Here is a 16,949-nt window from a genome sequence, read left to right as displayed (position 1 = left end):
TCAGTCGAACACCGACCACCCCGCCGCATAGGCAAAATGTTCAAGCGCAACCGCGCCCGCGAGTGACGTCCCCGCCTCATTGAGCGCGGGCGACCAGACCGCGATCGACCCTTGTCCCGGCGCAATGCACAATATGCCCCCGCCGACGCCGCTCTTGCCCGGCAGCCCGACACGGAAAGCGAACTCGCCCGAATTGTCGTAATGGCCGCACAGCATCATGATCGCGTTGATGCGCCGGGCGCGGTGCGGCTCGATCAATTGCTCGCCGGTCAGCGGATCGCGCCCCTCCATCGCCAGGAACAGCCCGGCGCGGGCGAGCTGGCGGCACGACATGGCAATCGCGCACTGGCGAAAATAGACGCCGACGACCGTCTCGACAGGGTGCGTGAGGTTGCCGAAGGCGTCCATGAAATGCGCGAGGCTGCGGTTGCGTGCGCCGGTTTCGGATTCGGAGAAGGCGACGTCGAAATCGATCCCGACGCTGTCGTCTCCGGCGCGCGCGCGCATGAAGTCGAGAATCTCGTCGGCGACCGCATCGCCGCCGCGCCCGTCGATCAGCCGGTCGGTCGTCGCGATCGCGCCCGCGTTGATCAGCGGATTGCGCGGAATGCCATGCTCGCTTTCGAGTTGCACGATCGAGTTGAACGCGCTGCCCGACGGTTCGCGCCCGACGCTATCCCACAACGAACTGCCGACGCGGCGGAGCGCTAGCGCAAGCGTGAACAGCTTTGACACCGACTGGATCGAGAAGGGCTCTTCGGCGTCGCCCGAGGTGTGGACGGTGCCGTCGGGCAGCGCGAGTGCGAAGCCGAGCTTGTTCGGATCAACCTTGGCCAGCGCGGGAATATAGTCGGCGACGCGGCCTTTTCCGAGATGTGCGGCCGCCAGCGTCATCGCCTCGTCGATATGATTGCGGAGATCGTCGGTCATCGCGCAGCATTAGCATCTTCACGCGCTTACGCATGTATTTTCATTTTTACGAAAATATTCTATAAAATGGAAATCAGTTAAGCGACTCGGGAGAGAATCATGGTCGATCATCCGCGCGGCAAGGGGCTTTCGAGCGCCGTCAGTTACCAGGACAGCAAGGCGGCGTTCCGCTGGCTGGAGCAGGCCTTCGGGTTCGAGCCGCTGTTCGTGCTGCTCGATGAAGCGGGCAACCTGGCGCATTCCGAAATGGGCTTCGGCAGTTCGGTGGTGATGGTCGGCAACGAATGGTCCGACGATCACAAGAGCCCGAAATCGATCGACGGCAAGAACACGCAATCCGTGCATGTCCAGCTCGATGTCGGAGAGGATATCGACGCGCATTGCGCAAAAGCGCGCGCCGCGGGGGCCGAGATCATCGCCGAGCCGGAGACCCAATTCTACGGCGACCGCAGCTACCGCGCAAAGGACCCCGAGGGGCATATCTGGACATTCGGCGTGACGGTCCAGGAAAAGACCGCCGAAGAGTGGGACGCCGAGGGTGGGTTCACCACAAAGACGCGGCTCGACGATTGAGCGCCGCGCTCGACCGGATGCTGGACGCGCTCGCCGACCCGAAACGGCGGCGCGCGATCGAATTGCTGGGCGAGCGGCCGCGCAGCGCGGGAGAGCTTGCGGGCGAACTCGGGCTCGCACCGCCCGCGATGAGCCGCCATTTGCGCGCGCTGAAGGAGGGTGGGCTGGTCGAGGATGGGCATCCCCACTTCGACGCACGCGTGCGCATCTATTCGCTGAAGGACGGCGCAACGGCGGAACTCAAGCAATGGCTGGCCGACACCGAGGCGCTGTGGACGCGCCAGCTCGCGGCGTTCAAGCGCCACGTCGAGGGCGGCGAATGAGCGCGCCCGAATGACCGCCGCGGTCATTGTCGCGCTGCGCGTCGGCGTGTCGCCGGACATCGCATTCGCCGCTTTCACGCGCGATATCGGCATGTGGTGGAAGAGCCATCCGCTGTTCCAGCTTTCGCGCAAGGGCGACGGGAAGCTGCGCTTCGACCCAGCGGGACCTGGCGGGCGGCTCGTCACGCGGTTCGACGATGGCAGGGAGTGGGAAATCGGGCCGGTGCGCCACTGGCTGCCCGGCGAGCGGCTGGCGTTCGGCTGGCGATTGCCGAGCTTCAAGGCCGATCAGGCGACCGAGGTCGACGTTCGTTTCGAGGCAGTCGGTGCGGAGACGCGCGTGACGGTCGAGCATCGCGGTTGGGATGCGATCCCGCAGCAGCATGTCGCGCGGCACGGGTTCGAGCTGATGCTGTTCCAGCGGCGGCTGGCGGAACATTGGCGGGGGTTGCTGAAGGGGATGGAAGCGCGGCTTTAAGCCAGGGCCCGTTTAGGGGTGGAGAGCGGACGTTTCATTGCCCACGTCCGACATCCCGGGCCTGACCCGGGAGCCCGCTTTTTCAAGGCGCCCGCTGGTTTTGGTATCAAGCGGGACCCCGGAGCAAGTCCGGGGTGACGATATGGGGAGGTCCGCAATCGCTCGCCCCGACGACGAGAGAAGCATTGCACGCGCCTCGCTCCCGCCCCACGTTCAACGCATGCCTCTCCCCGCCCCCTTCACCGACTGGTTCGCCGCGCGCGGGTGGCGCCTCAGGCGGCATCAGGCCGATATGCTCGCGGCGGGCGAACGGGGCGAGCACGCATTGCTCGTTGCGGCGACGGGGGCGGGCAAGACGCTGTCGGGGTTCCTGCCAACGCTCGTCGATCTGGCGGAGCATCCGTCCGACCGGTTGCACACGCTCTATGTATCGCCGCTGAAGGCGCTCGCGGCCGACGTCGAGCGCAACCTCCTCGGTCCGATCGCCGAGATGGGGCTCGACATCAGCGTCGAGAGCCGGAGCGGCGATACGAGTTCGGATAAGAAGGCACGTCAGCGCAGCCGCCCGCCGAACATCCTGCTGACGACCCCCGAATCGCTGTCGCTGCTGTTATCTTACCCCGACAGCCTTACGATGTTCGCCGATTTGCAGACCATCGTGATCGACGAGATCCACGCCTTTGCGCCGGGCAAGCGCGGCGATTTGCTGAGCCTCGCGATGGCGCGGCTCCAGCGGATCGCTCCCGGTCTCCGGCGCGTCGGGCTATCTGCGACGATTGCCGATCCCGACCAGTATCGCGGCTGGCTCGCGCCCGATGCGGATGCCGACGCGGTCACGCTCGTCGAAGGCGAGCCCGGCGCCGACCCCGATATCGAGATATTGCTGCCCGAGGGCGCGGTGCCCTGGGCGGGACATTCGGGTCGCTACGCCGTGCATCAGGTGATGGAGGTGATCGCGACGAACCGCACGACGATCATCTTCTGCAACACCCGCGGGCTCGCCGAGCTGATCTTTCAGGAGCTTTGGAAGGTCAACGACCTGTCGCTGCCGATCGCGATCCACCACGGCAGCCTCGACCGCGAAGCGCGCCAGCGGGCGGAGGCGGCAATGGCCGAGGGTCGGCTCCGTGCCCTCGTCGCGACCGCCAGTCTCGACCTGGGGCTCGACTGGGGCGACGTCGACTGCGTGATCCAGATGGGCGCTCCCAAAGGCTCGTCGCGCCTGCTCCAGCGTATCGGACGCGCGAACCATCGGCTCGACGAGCCCAGCAAGGCGCTGATCGTGCCGGGGAACCGCTTCGAATATCTGGAAGCCCGCGCCGCGCTCGACGCGGTCGAGGCGGGCGAGCGCGACGCCGACCGCTTTCGCCCCGGTGCGCTCGACGTGCTCGCGCAGCATGTGATGGCGCTCGCCTGCGCGGCGCCGTTCGACGAGGCTGAACTGCTCGCCGAAATCCGCACCGCCCAGCCCTATCGCTGGATCGACCCCCAGATTTTCGCGCGGCTGCTCGGCTTCGTGCGCGACGGCGGTTATGCGCTCAAAAGCTACGACCGGTTCCGCCGTCTCGCCCCCGACGGCCAGGGCCGCTGGCGCATCGCGCATCCGCGGTTGGCGGCGCAGCATCGGCTCAACGCGGGAATTATCGTCGAAGCACCGATGGCCGATGTCCGGTTCAAGAATGGCCGACGGCTCGGCAAGGTCGAGGAATATTTCGCGAGCACGCTGTCGCCGGGCGACACCTTCGCCTTTGCTGGCCTAAGCCTCGAAGTCGAGTCGATCCGCGATACCGATCTGATCGTGCGCGCGACGACGCGGCCCGCGCGTATCCCAAGCTATATGGGCGCACGCCTCGCAATCTCGACGCGGCTCGCCGACCGGGTGCGAACCTTTCTCGCCGATCCGGCGAGCTGGCAGCGTTTTCCGGAGGATGTGCGCTTCTGGCTGGAGATGCAGGCGCTGCGATCGGCGCTGCCGCGGCCTGGCGAACTGCTCGTCGAGACCTTTCCGCACGAGGGCAATCATTATCTCGTCTGCTATCCGTTCGAAGGATGGAATGCGCATCAGTCGCTGGGCATGCTCATCACCAAAAGGATGGAACGCGCGGGCTTGCAGCCATTGGGTTTCGTCGCGTCGGACTATGCGATCGCGATATGGTCGCTGCGCCCCGTCCTGCACCCGCAGAACCTGTTCGATGCCGAGATTCTGTCGGAGGAGTTCGTCGAATGGGTCGAACGCTCGCATCTGTTGAAGCGCGCCTTTCGCGAGGTTGCGGTGATTGGCGGGCTGATCGAGCGCCAGCATCCGGGGAAACGCAAGACGGGCAAGCAGGTGACTTTTTCGACCGACCTGATTTTCGACGTGCTGCGCAAATATGAGCCCGACCATCTGTTGCTTGAGGCCGCGTGGGCCGATGCGCGCGAGCGGCTGACCGACGTTGCGCGGCTAGGCGACCTGCTCGACCGCGCCGCGGGGACGATGCTGCACAAGACGCTCGACCGGATCAGCCCGCTGGCGATCCCGGTCCTGGTGCTGATCGGGCGCGAAAATGTCGCCGCGGCGGATATCGACGATGCGTTGCTGGGCGAGCTGGCGGACTCACTCGCCGAACAGGCGATGCGCCTCGACCAGTGACTGGCGTTTCGCTTGCTGCGCGAGACGATGAGGCGTAGATTGCGGAAAATATATTGAGGATGCCAGCGATGACCAATGCTTCCAAGCGGTCCGTCCTTTTGGCGCTGCTCGCCGCGCCCGCGCTGATTGGCGCGACGCCGGCGCCGGCCGATCCTGCACCGGCTCCCGCGGCCACACCCCCGCCGCCGGGCGAGGCCGTCCTGCCGCCGATCACCGTCGTACCGTTCATCCAGCCGTTCGACCTCGATGCGTCGCGGCGCATGTCGGTGCAGGTGATGGTCGGGGGAAAAGGCCCCTTTTCTTTCCTTGTCGACACGGGTGCCGAACGCACGGTGATCGCCCGCGAACTCGCCGAGCGACTGCGGCTTACCGAAGGCGCGAAGCTGAAGCTCGCGACGATCGGCGGCTCGTCGATGGTTCAGAGCTATCGCATCGCGGCGCTGCAAATGTCGAACCTCCACCTCGCCTCGGTCGAGGCGCCGGCGTTTTTCGGGCGGCATATCGGCGCGGCGGGATTGATCGGCGTCGACATGCTCGAGGAACGCCGCATTCTGATCGATTTCCGCAAGGAAAGCATGTCGATCCTCGAAACGCGCAAGCGCGCCCGGCCGATCATCCGCGATACTGACGCGATCGTCGTTACCGCCCGCAATATGGCGGGTCGGCTTATCCTGTCCGACGCGCGGCTGGGTGGAAAGCGCGTCGACGTCATCGTCGACACCGGCGCCCAGACCAGCGTCGGCAATATCGCGTTGCAGAAACTTGTCGCCGCCCAGCGCCAGAATCGCTTGCCCTTCACCCCCACCGTGTTGGACGCAGTCACGGGCGAGGCAGTGCCGGCGATGCGGACCGCGATCAAGCGCATCGTTATCAGCGGGATGGACGTCAACGACCTGCCGGTCAGCTTTGCCGACAGCCAGGCTTTTCGCGCTCTGGGGCTCGACGATCGGCCCGCGTTGCTGCTCGGCATGGACAGCCTGTCGCTTTTCGACCGCGTCGAGATCGACTTCCCGAACAAGCGTGTCGTATTCGATCTGCCCGACGAAGCCAGTCGCATGCCGCGGTTGCGTTTCGCCGCAAATATGACGCCGCGGGGATAGGACGCTTGCCGCGCGGCGGCGGCGGCGGCATAGCGGGCGCATGTCCGCCGCCGCGAGTTTCGATTTTGCGGGCCAGCAATTTCATATGCTGGCCGACCGGGCGTTGTTCTGGCCGCGCCACGGTGCGCTGATCGTCGCCGACCTGCATCTGGAAAAGGCGAGCTGGTACGCCGCGCTCGGCCAGCCCTTGCCACCCTATGACAGCCACGACACGCTCGATCGGCTTGCCGCGCTTGCCGCCGAAACGGGCGCGCGCGCGATCTGGTGTCTCGGCGACAGTTTTCACGATCGCGATGCTGCCGAGCGTGTCGTCCCGGCGGTCGCCGACCGCCTGTTCGGACAGGCTGCGTCGGCGAAGCTGTTGTGGATCGCGGGCAATCACGATGGGCTGACGGGCGGGGCGTGGGGCGGCGAGGTCGCCGACGAGCTGGTCGTCGACGGGATCATCTTTCGTCACCAGAGTCTGGCACATGAGACGCGCCCCGAGGTTTCGGGGCATTTCCACCCCAAGCTGCGTCTCAACATCCGCGGCCGGCATGTCTCGCGCCCCTGTTTCGTGGGCGATGCACGGCGGTTGATCCTTCCCGCTTTCGGCGCGCTGACCGGTGGTCTCGCCGCCGAGGACCCGGTGATCGCAGCGAATTTTTCCGGGGCTTATGAAGCGATGCTCGTCGCGCGTGACCGGCAGCTACGCTTTCCCTGCCCCGGCCGACCGTCCGATGACGCTACGGCAAGCCGCATCGTCGCTGCCCGCCGGGCCTAAGTCCCGCCGAACAGGCGCTTTTCCGCCTGTGACTAAAAAGCATCACCAAGCCAAAAACGACGCAAATACAGGCCTCCCGCTGGATCGTCCGCGCAATTGAGTTATGTTCCAGCCGCAACAAAAATAAATAAATGTTGAGAGGAGTGCCCGATATGAAATCATCTTCCCTTCGTGCTGCCCGATTTATGCGCACCAGCGCGCTCGGCGTATCGCTTGCCATCGCTGCCGTGTCGGTACCGGCCGTCGCACAGACTGCACCGGCAGACACCGCGACCGACGACAGCGACAACACCCCGATCATCGTGACCGCACAGGGCCGCGCCCAGCTCCTGTCCGATGTGCCCGTCGCGATTTCGGCGGTCAGCGCCGAAACGCTGCAGAACAGCGGCGCGAACGACATTCGTCAGCTAAACCAGGTCGCACCGTCGCTGCTCGTCTCTTCGACCGGTTCGGAAGCCAATGGTTCGGCGCGTATCCGCGGCATCGGTACGGTCGGCGACAATCCCGGCCTCGAAAGCTCGGTTCCTGTGTTCATCGACGGCGTGTATCGCTCGCGTTCGGGCATCGGTCTCAACGAACTCGGTGAAATCGACCGCGTCGAAGTGCAGCGCGGCCCGCAGGGTACGCTTGGCGGCCGCAACTCGTCGGCGGGCCTGATCAGCATCTATTCGAAAAAGCCGAGCTTCGAATTCGGGGCCACGGGTGAAGTCACCTATGGCAACTACGATTATTGGCGGATCGGTGGCAGCGTCACCGGACCGATCAGCGACACGCTCGCGGCGCGCATCGACGGCATCTGGGTCAAGCGCGACGGCTTTCTGAAGGACACGGCGAACAACACCGACGTCAACAACCGCGACCGCTATTTCGTGCGCGGCCAGTTGCTGTTCGAACCGACCGACGCGCTGTCGATCCGGCTGATCGCCGACTATACGTCGCGTGACGAAGCCTGCTGCGGTGCGACCTACATCGACAAGAGCGTCAACCCCTATATCGGGAACCTCAACAACCTGTCGACGCCGCTGTCCGTGGGACCGGCGGGGACGCCGCAACCGAACGTGCCGCAACCCAATGGCAACAACATCATCAACGTGCTGCGCGACCTCGGCCAGCCGCTCGCGGCGTTCAATCAGGGCTACAGCCGCAATATTTCGGTCAGCCCGGGCCGCAGCTTCGACGGCAAGACCAAGGATTACGGTTTCTCGGGTCAGATCGACTATGATCTTGGCGGTGCGACGATCACCTCGATCACCGGTTACCGCGAATATCGTTCGGGGCAGGCCGGCGACCTCGATTATGGTTCGGTCGACATCCTCTATCGCGCGCCAAGCGACGACGCTTACCGCCAGTTCCATACCTTCACGCAGGAACTGCGTGTGCAGGGCGAGGCTTTCGACGGCAAACTCGACTGGCTCGTCGGCGGCTTCTACGCCAACGAAAAGCTGACGGTGCGCGACAATCTGCGTTTCGGCACGCAGTACGGCCGTTTTGCCGCCTGCCGCCTGATCTCGGGTGGCGGTCTTGCCGCGCTCTATTCGCCGACCTCGCCCGGTTGCGTCGCGGCGCGTCCGGCGGCGTTCGGCGCCGCTTCGCCTGCGATTTATGGCGCGCTCGACCAGCTCGACAGCATCAGCGACAAGGGCAGCATCGACGATCGCTACAACCAGAAGGATACCAACTGGGCGCTGTTCACGCACAATATCTTCCACATCACCGACAAGCTCGATCTGACGCTGGGCGTGCGTTACACCCACGACAAGAAAAAGTTCTCGGCCTCGTTCACCAACGACAATCAGGCGTGCGTCAACGTCCAGAATGCGGTCACCGGCTTCCTGACCGTCCCCGCACTGGCTGCGGTATCTGGCGGCCTTATCGGTCTGGCCTGTCAGGGTAACTCGACCGCCGAGCTCAACGGCGTTTCGATCAACGACAGCCGCAGCGAGGATGAATGGACCGGCACCGCGATCCTGTCGTACAAGCCCGTCGACGATCTGATGGTCTACGCCAGCTTTGCGCGCGGCTATAAGGCGGGCGGCTTCAACCTCGACCGCTCGGCGCTGAAATCGCCGACGCGTTCCTTCGCCTCGCAAGGCGGCGCACAGGCGCTGGTCGGCAACCTGCAGTTCGATCCGGAACTGGTGAACAGCTATGAACTGGGCGCGAAATATTCGACCGGGCCGTTCGGTCTCGGCCTGACCCTGTTCCGGTCGGACTTCAAAAACTTCCAGCTCAATACGTTCAACGGCAGCGTGTTCATCGTCCAGACGGTCAATGGTTGCTCGAGCGATCTCAATGGCGGCGATCGCGATCAGAGCAAGTTCACCGACGGCGCGACGGGTCTTCCGTTGCCGGGCGCACCGGCCAATACGACGCCGGTAACGCCGACCTCGTCCGCATCGACGACGGGCGCCTGCCCATCGGGCGATGTCGGTTATGGCGTGCGGACCGAAGGCTTCGAACTCGAAGCCTCGCTGGTTCCGTCGCGCAACTTCCGCATGACCGCGGGGCTGACCTATGCCAACACCAAATATCGCAGCAATCTGGTTGGCAACAAGTCGGGCGCACCGCTCGATCCGGCGCTCCGCCTTCTGCCCGGCAACAATCTGTCGAACGCGCCCGAACTGGTCGCAACCGGCAGCGTCGCCTGGACTCCGGACATCGGCAGCAGCGGCCTGACCGGTCTTGTCTATATCGATGGCCGTATGACCAGCGACTATAACACCGGGTCGGACCTGTTCCCGCAGAAGGAACAGAATGGCTATGCGATCTTCAACGCGCGTATCGGCGTTCGCGGCCCCGACGAGAAATGGGGCATCGAATTCTGGGGCCAGAATATCTTCAACAAGCAATATTCGCAGGTCGCGTTCAACTCGCCGTTCCAGGAAGGCGGCACCTCCGGCGCCTTCGCCGACCCGCAATATCCGGGCGGTCGTCAGATCTTTTCGCAGTTCCTGGCCGAACCCAGGACCTATGGCGTGACGCTGCGCGGCAAATTCTAAGCGCCACCGAATTTCCGACTATGGGGGCGGGGCCATTGGCCTCGCCCCTTTTCTTTGCCCGGCCAAGTCAACCCGTCACATCTGATAGCTGTGGCACAAAAGCCGCGCCTTTCGCGCAATGACGTTACGGCACGTGCGGCGCGCTGGCTTGCTGCCCTCAACTCATGTTACGCTCGGGCAACGATAAAAAAGACCGCTCTCCCCGCATCGACCGATCATGTGAGAGGAGGGCCATTTCCGATGAAAAACCGTTCCCGCCGTGCCGCCAGCCTGCTGCGGACCAGTGCCGCCGGCCTGTCGCTTTCGTTCGGCCTGCTGGCCGCGCCCGCCGTGGCGCAGGACGCTGGCGCCGAAACCGACGACAGCACGATCATCGTTACGGCGACCCGGCGCAGCGAAGCACTGTCCGATGTTCCGATCGCGGTTTCGGCGGTCACCGGCGACACGCTCGAGAAAACCGGTGCGACCGATGTTCGCGCGCTGGGACAGGTCGCGCCGTCGCTGCTTGTGTCGGGCGCGACGAGCGAGGTCAATTTCTCGGCGCGTATCCGCGGCATCGGCACGGTCGGCGAGAACCCCGGCCTTGAATCGTCGGTCGGCCTGTTCATCGATGGCGTTTATCGCAGCCGGACGGGCGTCGGCCTGTCCGAACTCGGCGATATCGAACGCGTCGAAGTGCTGCGCGGTCCGCAAGGCACTTTGTTCGGCCGAAACTCGACCGCGGGGCTGATCAATATCGTGACCAAGGGGCCTGAGCTTGGAACCTTCGCGGGGAAGGGTTCGGTGTCCTATGGCAATTATGATTATTGGCGCGTCGACGGCATGATCAACGCGCCGCTGGGCGACAAGACCGCAGTGCGCCTCGACGGCGTCTGGCAGAAGCGCGACGGCTTTATCGAGAATGTCACGCCGGATGAGCCCGATATCAATGACCGCGATCGCTGGCTGGTAAAGGGCCAGCTGATGTTCGAGCCGACCGAGACGCTGAGCTTTCGCCTGATCGCCGATTACAGCAAGCGAGAGGAAAATTGTTGCGGCGGGATATTGTTGAACCCCGTGCGCAACCTGACGCGGGGAGCCGATGGCTTCCCCGTCGCATCGGCGAATACATTGCTGCCGCTGCTGCAATTGCTCGGTGCCAATCATCAGGTCGCGCCCGTGGGAACAAGCTTCGTTCGCCGCCAGTCGACAACGCCCGGCGTCACTTACCGGTCGGATACCAAGGATTGGGGCGTGTCGGGCGAACTCGACTGGGATCTGGGCGCGGCAACGCTGACTTCGATTACCGCCTATCGCGACTACAAAAATGCTCAGGGTCAGGATGCCGATTTCAGTACGCTCGACATCCTGCGCCGTACCGACCTCGATCGCCGTTTCCGGCTGTTCACGCAGGAAGTGCGGCTGCAGGGCGAGGCTTTCGACGGGCGGCTCGACTGGTTGGTCGGCGGCTATTACGCCAACGAAAAACTCGATGTCGACGACGACATCATCTACGGCGCCAATTATGAGCGGTTCGCCAACTGCCTGGCCGCCGCGACGCTTTCGGCGGCGAATATCAATCCGGCGTCGGCGACCTGCTCGAACCTGCCAGCCACGACCTTCCCCGGTTTTCAGGGGTTTGCGGCCTTGCTCGGCGCCGCACGGCTGAACGGCACCGGCAACAATGGATCGACCTTTCACCAGCGCAGCACCAACTATGCGCTGTTCACGCACAACAGCTTCGACATCGTCGAGGATGTGCTGACGCTGACCGTCGGCGCGCGCTACACGCATGAGAAGAAGACACTGGCGGGCGACGCCAATTTCACCAACACGCTGTGTCCGGCAATCGTCAATTCGCCCTTTCAGGCGCTGGCTAGCCTCGCTTGCGTGATCAACGGCACCGCGCCCGACATCGTCAAGGGCGCGCCGGGGACGAAGTTCAGCGAGGGCCAATGGACGGGCACGGCGGTGCTGAGCTGGAAACCCGCGCCCGAATGGCTTGTCTATGCCTCGGCGTCGAAGGGGTACAAGGCGGGTGGCTTCAACCTCGACTATTCGGCGCTCGACCGGCCATGCAGTACGACCGCGGGGTCTGTGGCGCAAAATGCCGCCTGCACCACCGCGCTCGCGCGGCCGGCGAACACGCCGGGCAATGGACGGCCCGAAGCGAGCGACCTGCAATTCGCCAGCGAAAAAGTCGACGCCTATGAACTCGGGATCAAATGGGACGGCCCGGGAATCGACGTCAATCTTGCGGCCTTTTATCAGGAATATAGCAATTATCAGCTCAACACCTTCAACGGCGTCAATTTCGAGGTCACCAATATCCAGGCGTGCAAGGACGACCTTGGGACCGGTCCGATCGACAATAGTGCGACGACGGGCGCCTGCCCCTCCGACCGGCTGAAACCGGGGGTCGTCGCGAAGGGTGTCGAGATCGAGACCTTCCTGCGGCCCGCACGCTATTTGTCGGTCAACATGGGACTGACCTATGTCGACACGCTTTACCGCCGCAATCTGGTCGGTACGGGTGGAAGGCCGCTTTCGCCCGTGCTGTTCCAGCTCCCCGGTCGTGGGGTGTCGAACGCTGCCAAATATGTCGCGACCGCGGGGATCAGCTGGACGCCGCCGATCGGTTCGTCAGGGATGAGCGCGCTCGTCTATCTCGACACGCGTTTGCAGAGCGATACCAACACCGGGTCGAACCTAGACATCGAGAAGGAACAGGATGCCTTTGCGGTGTTCAATGGCCGGATCGGCCTGTTCGGGCGCGACCGCCGCTGGGGCATCGAACTGTGGGGCCAAAATCTGTTCAACAAGCAATATTATCAGATCGGCGCCGACATGCCGCTTCAGGGCTCGGGATCGTTCCGTGCGGTCGCCGCACCTGCCGCGAGCGGGCATCCCGGCACCGCGAACAAATTGTTCGTCGGCTTCCCCGGCGAGCCGCGCACCTATGGTGTGACGCTGCGCGGCCAGTTCTGACCGCTCTCTCCCCCTCCCCATGTCGGGGAGGGCGTAGGGAGGGCCTGCCGCGGCCGGGCACTGTCGCGGCAGGCCCTTTCGTTTCTTTGGGGCGGGTTTGGCGTGCGGAGCTGTCGTTGCGCTCTTTGGACATCGCCCGGCTGGATCCGGATCGGGTCGGCGCAAGGGCGGCGCAATATTCCAAAGTTCAGGAAAGTTCAGCCCTAGGAGCCCACGATTTGTCAGTCGGCGAGAGCTGGACGTGCGCGGCACGTCCGATCATGGTCGTACCCGCAATTAGGGCAGCGACTGCATTTTTGTTCACCGAATGAAAGAGCCGGATGAAGGCTGGCACGGCCCGATAATGTAGGAAAGGCCTTTTTGGAGGCGATGTTTGTTTTGGAGTGGGGAGCGGACATCCCGTCCCCCACTTCCGTCATCCCGGGCTTGATCCGGGATCCCGCTTTTTGACGCGCTCACTGACTTCGGCCTCAAGCGGGACCCCGGGTCAAGCCCGGGGTGACGAGGATGTGGAGGGCCGCTTCCGGTCGTTAGCCGTCACTCCAAATCACGTCGGGCAACGAAAAAGGGCGGCCCCATTGGGACCGCCCTTGTTTCGTTTCGCTTTGGTCGAAAGCGTCAGGCTGCCTTGGGCAGCGCCGCCTTCGCCTGCGCGATGATCGTGGTGAACACGCCACCTTCGTTCATCGCGAGGTCGGCCATGACCTTGCGGTCGAGTTCGATCCCGGCCAGCTTCACGCCGTGCATGAACTGCGAATAGGTGAGGCCTTCGGCGCGGACCGCGGCGTTGATGCGCTGGATCCACAGACCGCGGAAGCTCCGCTTCTTAACCTTGCGGTCGCGATAGGCATACTGGCCGGCCTTTTCGACCGCCTGCTTGGCGACGCGGATCGTATTCTTGCGACGGCCATAATAGCCCTTCGCCTGTTCCAAAACCCGCTTATGCTTGGCACGCGTGGTCGTGCCGCGTTTGATGCGTGACATCGTCTAGCGCTCCTTACTTCAGGCCGTAGGGCGCCCAGAGGCGCACATGAGCCGCGTCCGAATCGCTGAGCACGCTGGTGCCGCGGTTGGTACGGATATATTTCGCATTGTGGCTGCTCAGGCGGTGACGCTTGCCGGCGACGCCGTGCTTCACCTTGCCCGAGGCGGTGAATTTGAAGCGTTTCTTCACACCGCTCTTGGTCTTCATCTTGGGCATTTTGGTCTCCTTTTGAAGTCCGTTTGCGTATCGGCCTGGCAGCCCTTTCAGCCAGCCGACACAATCGGAAGGCGGGCGCTTAGGGGTATTCGCCCCGAAATGCAAGCGATTCGGCGGAGTTTATCCATGGCCCCGCAACCTGCGCGATCAAAAACTTGCGCCGTCGACCTTGTGAATGGTGAGCGCGTCGAGATCGGCGTCGGGAACGCAGCGCAGGTTCACCGCCGCCATCTTCTCGCCCGACGGGCCGGTGCCGACCGAAAAACCCTGACATCCGCAATCGGTACAGAACTGATGGTCGATATTATGTTTGTTGAACCGATAGGATTCGAGCTTGTCGCTCCCGCCCGTCAGCCGGAACTGGTCGATCGGAACGAACGCGAGCAGAAAGCCCTTGCGCCGACAGTGGGAGCAGTTGCAGCTCATCGCCGTATCGGGAATATCGCCCTCGACCGAATAGGTCACCGCGCCGCAATGGCAGCTCCCTTCAAATGCCATGTCCGTTCCTCTCCTCGTCATTGTGGTGGGATCAATGGTGGCAGGCGAGCCCCTCGATCACATCCTCGAGCCGCGCGGGATCCCCCAATGCAATGACATGGCCCGAACTGTCGACGCTCAGCGGGTCGCCGTTCCAGTCGCACATCGTTCCGCCCGCGCCCTCGACGATCGGGGCGAGTGCGGCAAAGTCGTGGAGCTTCAACCCCGCCTCGACGACAAGGTCGATGTGACCGCTCGCCAGCAGGCCGTAATTATAGCAGTCGCCACCGAAGACCATGCGCTTGTGCGAAGTCTTTGCGGCGAGCGCCATAAAATGCTCGCCGTCATGGTCGCTGAAATATTGCGGGCCGGTCGTTGCGAGCACTGCGTCGGCGAGGCTGCGACAGCTACGCGTGCGCGCGGGCGCGCCGTTGAAGAGGGTCGGCTGCCCCAGCGCGCCGACCCAGCGTTCGCCGGCGATCGGCTGGTCGATGATCCCGAGGATGGGCCAGCCATCCTGAAGCAGCGCGATCAGCGTGCCGAAGATCGGGCGTCCCGCCATGAAACTGACGGTGCCGTCGATCGGGTCGAGTACCCATTGGCGCGATGCATCGGCGCGCTCGGCACCATATTCCTCACCGATGATCCCGTCGCGCGGCGCCTCCGCATCGAGCAGGCGGCGCATCGCGGCTTCGGCGGCGCGGTCGGCTTCGGTCACGGGCGAGGCATCGGCCTTCGCTTCATGCGCGAAGGCGGAGCGGAAGAGCGGACGGATCGCTTCGCCGGCGGCGTCGGCGAGGCGGTTGGCGAGAGTGAGGTCAGATGTGATCGACATGGCCCTGCGCTAGCCCAGCTCGGTCCGCGCCGCCAGTCCGCGCGACGCCGCAGGCTCGCTCAAAGCCCAATTTTATAGATTTTACAATATTCGTATAAACTGTAAAATCGAGACTATGCCGGGTGATTTTCCTCTCGATCCGATTGTCGCGACGATCGCGCGCTATGGTTTGCGCAAGACGTCGATGGAGGATGTCGCAGCCGCGCTCGGCGTGTCGCGTCAGGCACTGTATAATCGTCACGGATCGAAGGGCGCGCTGGTGGACTGGGCGACGCAGAGCCTGATCGACAGCTCGCTGGCTGCCGCGCTCGCCAGCATCGATCAGCCCGCGCGGACGCTCGTCGAGCGGTTGACCGGTGCGCTCGACGCATGGGCGGGGCGGCATATGGATGCGCTGCACGCTTCGCCGCATGGCGCCGAAGTCGTCGCGATGCTCCGGCGCGAGCCTTCCGAGGCGGTGCGTGTGGCCGAGCGCCGACTTGTCGCGGCGATGGCGGAGGCGATCCGCTTCAGCGGGCCGGGGTCGGCGGTGTCGCGCGCCGGCAGCATGGCGCAGTCGCTATGCTGGACGGCACGCGGGCTGGTCCATGCCGTGCCCGATCATGCGACCTTTCGGCGGCAGCTCGATCATATCGTCAGCGCGCTCGTCGCGCGCTGAGCCGGCCGGTACCGCTTTTGGTAACGATCAGTCGAAGAGCGAGGAGACGCTCGACTCGTCGGCGATGCGCTTGATCGCTTCGCCGAGCAGCGGCGCAACGGTAAGCGCGCGAACCTTGCTGCTGTCATTGACTGCATCGGTCGGCTGGATCGAGTCGGTGATGACGAGTTCGGTGAGCTCGCTCGCATCGACGCGGGCAACCGCGCCGCCCGACAGTACGCCGTGGGTGCAATAGGCTACGACGCCCTCGGCGCCCGCAGCCTTCAACGCGGCGGCGGCGTTGCACAGCGTACCCGCCGAATCGACGATATCGTCGATGAGGATGCAGAAGCGGCCCTTCACGTCGCCGATGATGTTCATCACTTCCGATTCGCCGGCGCGTTCACGGCGCTTGTCGACGATCGCCAGCGGCGCGTTGTCGAGCCGCTTCGCGAGCGCGCGGGCGCGAACCACGCCGCCGACGTCGGGCGACACGACCATCAGATTCTTGCCGCCGAAGCGCGCCTGAATGTCGGCGCTCATCACAGGTGCGGCATAAAGATTGTCGGTCGGAATGTCGAAGAAGCCCTGGATCTGCCCCGCGTGCAGATCGATCGCGAGTACGCGGTCGGCGCCCGAGGTGGTGATCAGATTCGCAACGAGCTTTGCCGAGATCGGCGTGCGCGGGCCGGGCTTCCGGTCCTGGCGCGCATAGCCGAAATAGGGAACGACCGCCGTGATGCGCTTCGCCGAGGCGCGGCGCAGCGCATCGTTGATGATGAGCAGCTCCATCAGATTGTCGTTCGCCGGGAAGTTCGTCGGCTGAACGACGAACACGTCCTGACCGCGGACATTCTCATGGATTTCGACGAAGACTTCCTCGTCGGCGAAGCGGCGCACGCTCGTATCGGTGAGCGGCAATTCCAGATAGTCCGCGATCGCACGGGCCAGCGGCAGGTTGCTGTTGCCGGAGATAAGTTTCATGGGGTGCAAGGCCCTTTCGCGCGGGTGGGATTGCGCGCCCCCTTAGCTAG

The 16,949-nt window shown here is 64.2% G+C and carries 15 protein-coding genes; 9 read left to right on the top strand and 6 right to left on the bottom strand.

All coding sequences use genetic code 11. From position 1 onward, the window contains the following. Nucleotides 1-894, bottom strand: a complete 894-nt coding sequence (locus tag KEC45_RS18470; protein WP_062187090.1) for a glutaminase — start codon at nt 892-894, stop codon at nt 1-3. 135 nt (nt 895-1,029) lie between these two features. On the opposite strand from KEC45_RS18470, the gene KEC45_RS18465 reads away from it, so the two are divergent. The 8 genes from KEC45_RS18465 (at nt 1,030) to KEC45_RS18430 (ending at nt 12,765) form a co-directional block, all read left to right on the top strand. After that, nucleotides 1,030-1,503 carry a VOC family protein gene (locus tag KEC45_RS18465; RefSeq protein ID WP_062186462.1) on the top strand — a complete coding sequence of 158 codons (474 nt, stop codon included), beginning with the start codon at nt 1,030-1,032 and terminating at the stop codon, nt 1,501-1,503. Next, the gene (locus tag KEC45_RS18460) at nt 1,500-1,826 is read left to right on the top strand and encodes a helix-turn-helix transcriptional regulator (protein WP_062186465.1); all 327 of its coding nucleotides are present in this window, start codon (nt 1,500-1,502) and stop codon (nt 1,824-1,826) included. The genes KEC45_RS18465 and KEC45_RS18460 overlap by 4 nt, the downstream gene beginning before the upstream one ends. Before the next feature lie 10 nt (nt 1,827-1,836). Beyond that, nucleotides 1,837-2,304, top strand: a complete 468-nt coding sequence (locus tag KEC45_RS18455; RefSeq protein ID WP_062186466.1) for an SRPBCC domain-containing protein — start codon at nt 1,837-1,839, stop codon at nt 2,302-2,304. Nucleotides 2,305-2,524: 220 nt separating this feature from the next. Then, nucleotides 2,525-4,936, top strand: coding sequence for a ligase-associated DNA damage response DEXH box helicase (locus KEC45_RS18450; RefSeq protein WP_062186469.1), 2,412 nt, complete (start codon nt 2,525-2,527; stop codon nt 4,934-4,936). Nucleotides 4,937-5,004: 68 nt separating this feature from the next. Beyond that, entirely contained in the window at nt 5,005-6,036 is a 1,032-nt protein-coding gene (locus KEC45_RS18445) for an aspartyl protease family protein (RefSeq protein WP_062186471.1), read from the top strand. Nucleotides 6,037-6,076: 40 nt separating this feature from the next. Next, a complete protein-coding gene (gene pdeM / locus KEC45_RS18440; protein ID WP_062186473.1) occupies nt 6,077-6,799 on the top strand; it encodes a ligase-associated DNA damage response endonuclease PdeM in 723 nt (240 codons plus the stop codon). A 152-nt stretch (nt 6,800-6,951) separates the two neighbouring features. Then, a complete protein-coding gene (locus tag KEC45_RS18435) occupies nt 6,952-9,798 on the top strand; it encodes a TonB-dependent receptor (RefSeq protein WP_062186475.1) in 2,847 nt (948 codons plus the stop codon). A 240-nt stretch (nt 9,799-10,038) separates the two neighbouring features. Next, on the top strand, nt 10,039-12,765 hold the full coding sequence (locus KEC45_RS18430) for a TonB-dependent receptor (protein ID WP_252171231.1): 2,727 nt from the start codon (nt 10,039-10,041) through the stop codon (nt 12,763-12,765). Between the two features lie 618 nt (nt 12,766-13,383). Here the strand turns inward: KEC45_RS18430 and rplT are convergent. The 4 genes from rplT to hisN all read right to left on the bottom strand — a co-directional run bounded on the left by rplT (nt 13,384) and on the right by hisN (nt 15,278). After that, nucleotides 13,384-13,749 carry a 50S ribosomal protein L20 gene (gene rplT, locus KEC45_RS18425; protein ID WP_062186479.1) on the bottom strand — a complete coding sequence of 122 codons (366 nt, stop codon included), beginning with the start codon at nt 13,747-13,749 and terminating at the stop codon, nt 13,384-13,386. Between the two features lie 13 nt (nt 13,750-13,762). Beyond that, a complete protein-coding gene (gene rpmI, locus KEC45_RS18420; protein WP_062186481.1) occupies nt 13,763-13,966 on the bottom strand; it encodes a 50S ribosomal protein L35 in 204 nt (67 codons plus the stop codon). 147 nt (nt 13,967-14,113) lie between these two features. Then, nucleotides 14,114-14,464, bottom strand: a complete 351-nt coding sequence (locus KEC45_RS18415) for a GFA family protein (RefSeq protein ID WP_062186484.1) — start codon at nt 14,462-14,464, stop codon at nt 14,114-14,116. A 31-nt stretch (nt 14,465-14,495) separates the two neighbouring features. Then, entirely contained in the window at nt 14,496-15,278 is a 783-nt protein-coding gene (gene hisN, locus KEC45_RS18410) for a histidinol-phosphatase (protein ID WP_062186486.1), read from the bottom strand. 115 nt (nt 15,279-15,393) lie between these two features. On the opposite strand from hisN, the gene KEC45_RS18405 reads away from it, so the two are divergent. Then, nucleotides 15,394-15,936 (top strand): TetR/AcrR family transcriptional regulator, encoded by a 543-nt coding sequence (locus KEC45_RS18405; RefSeq protein WP_252171230.1) that lies wholly within the window; start codon nt 15,394-15,396, stop codon nt 15,934-15,936. A gap of 27 nt (nt 15,937-15,963) precedes the next feature. Here KEC45_RS18405 and KEC45_RS18400 read toward each other — a convergent pair whose 3' ends face one another. Next, complete coding sequence (locus tag KEC45_RS18400) at nt 15,964-16,899, bottom strand: ribose-phosphate pyrophosphokinase (RefSeq protein ID WP_062186490.1); 936 nt, start codon at nt 16,897-16,899, stop codon at nt 15,964-15,966. Between the last annotated feature and the right edge of the window lie 50 nt (nt 16,900-16,949).

The organism is Sphingopyxis sp. USTB-05 (assembly GCF_023822045.1).
Lineage (GTDB): Bacteria > Pseudomonadota > Alphaproteobacteria > Sphingomonadales > Sphingomonadaceae > Sphingopyxis.
The sequence above is the reverse complement of the archived record's forward strand: the minus strand, read 5'-3'. Positions and strand labels throughout refer to the sequence as shown.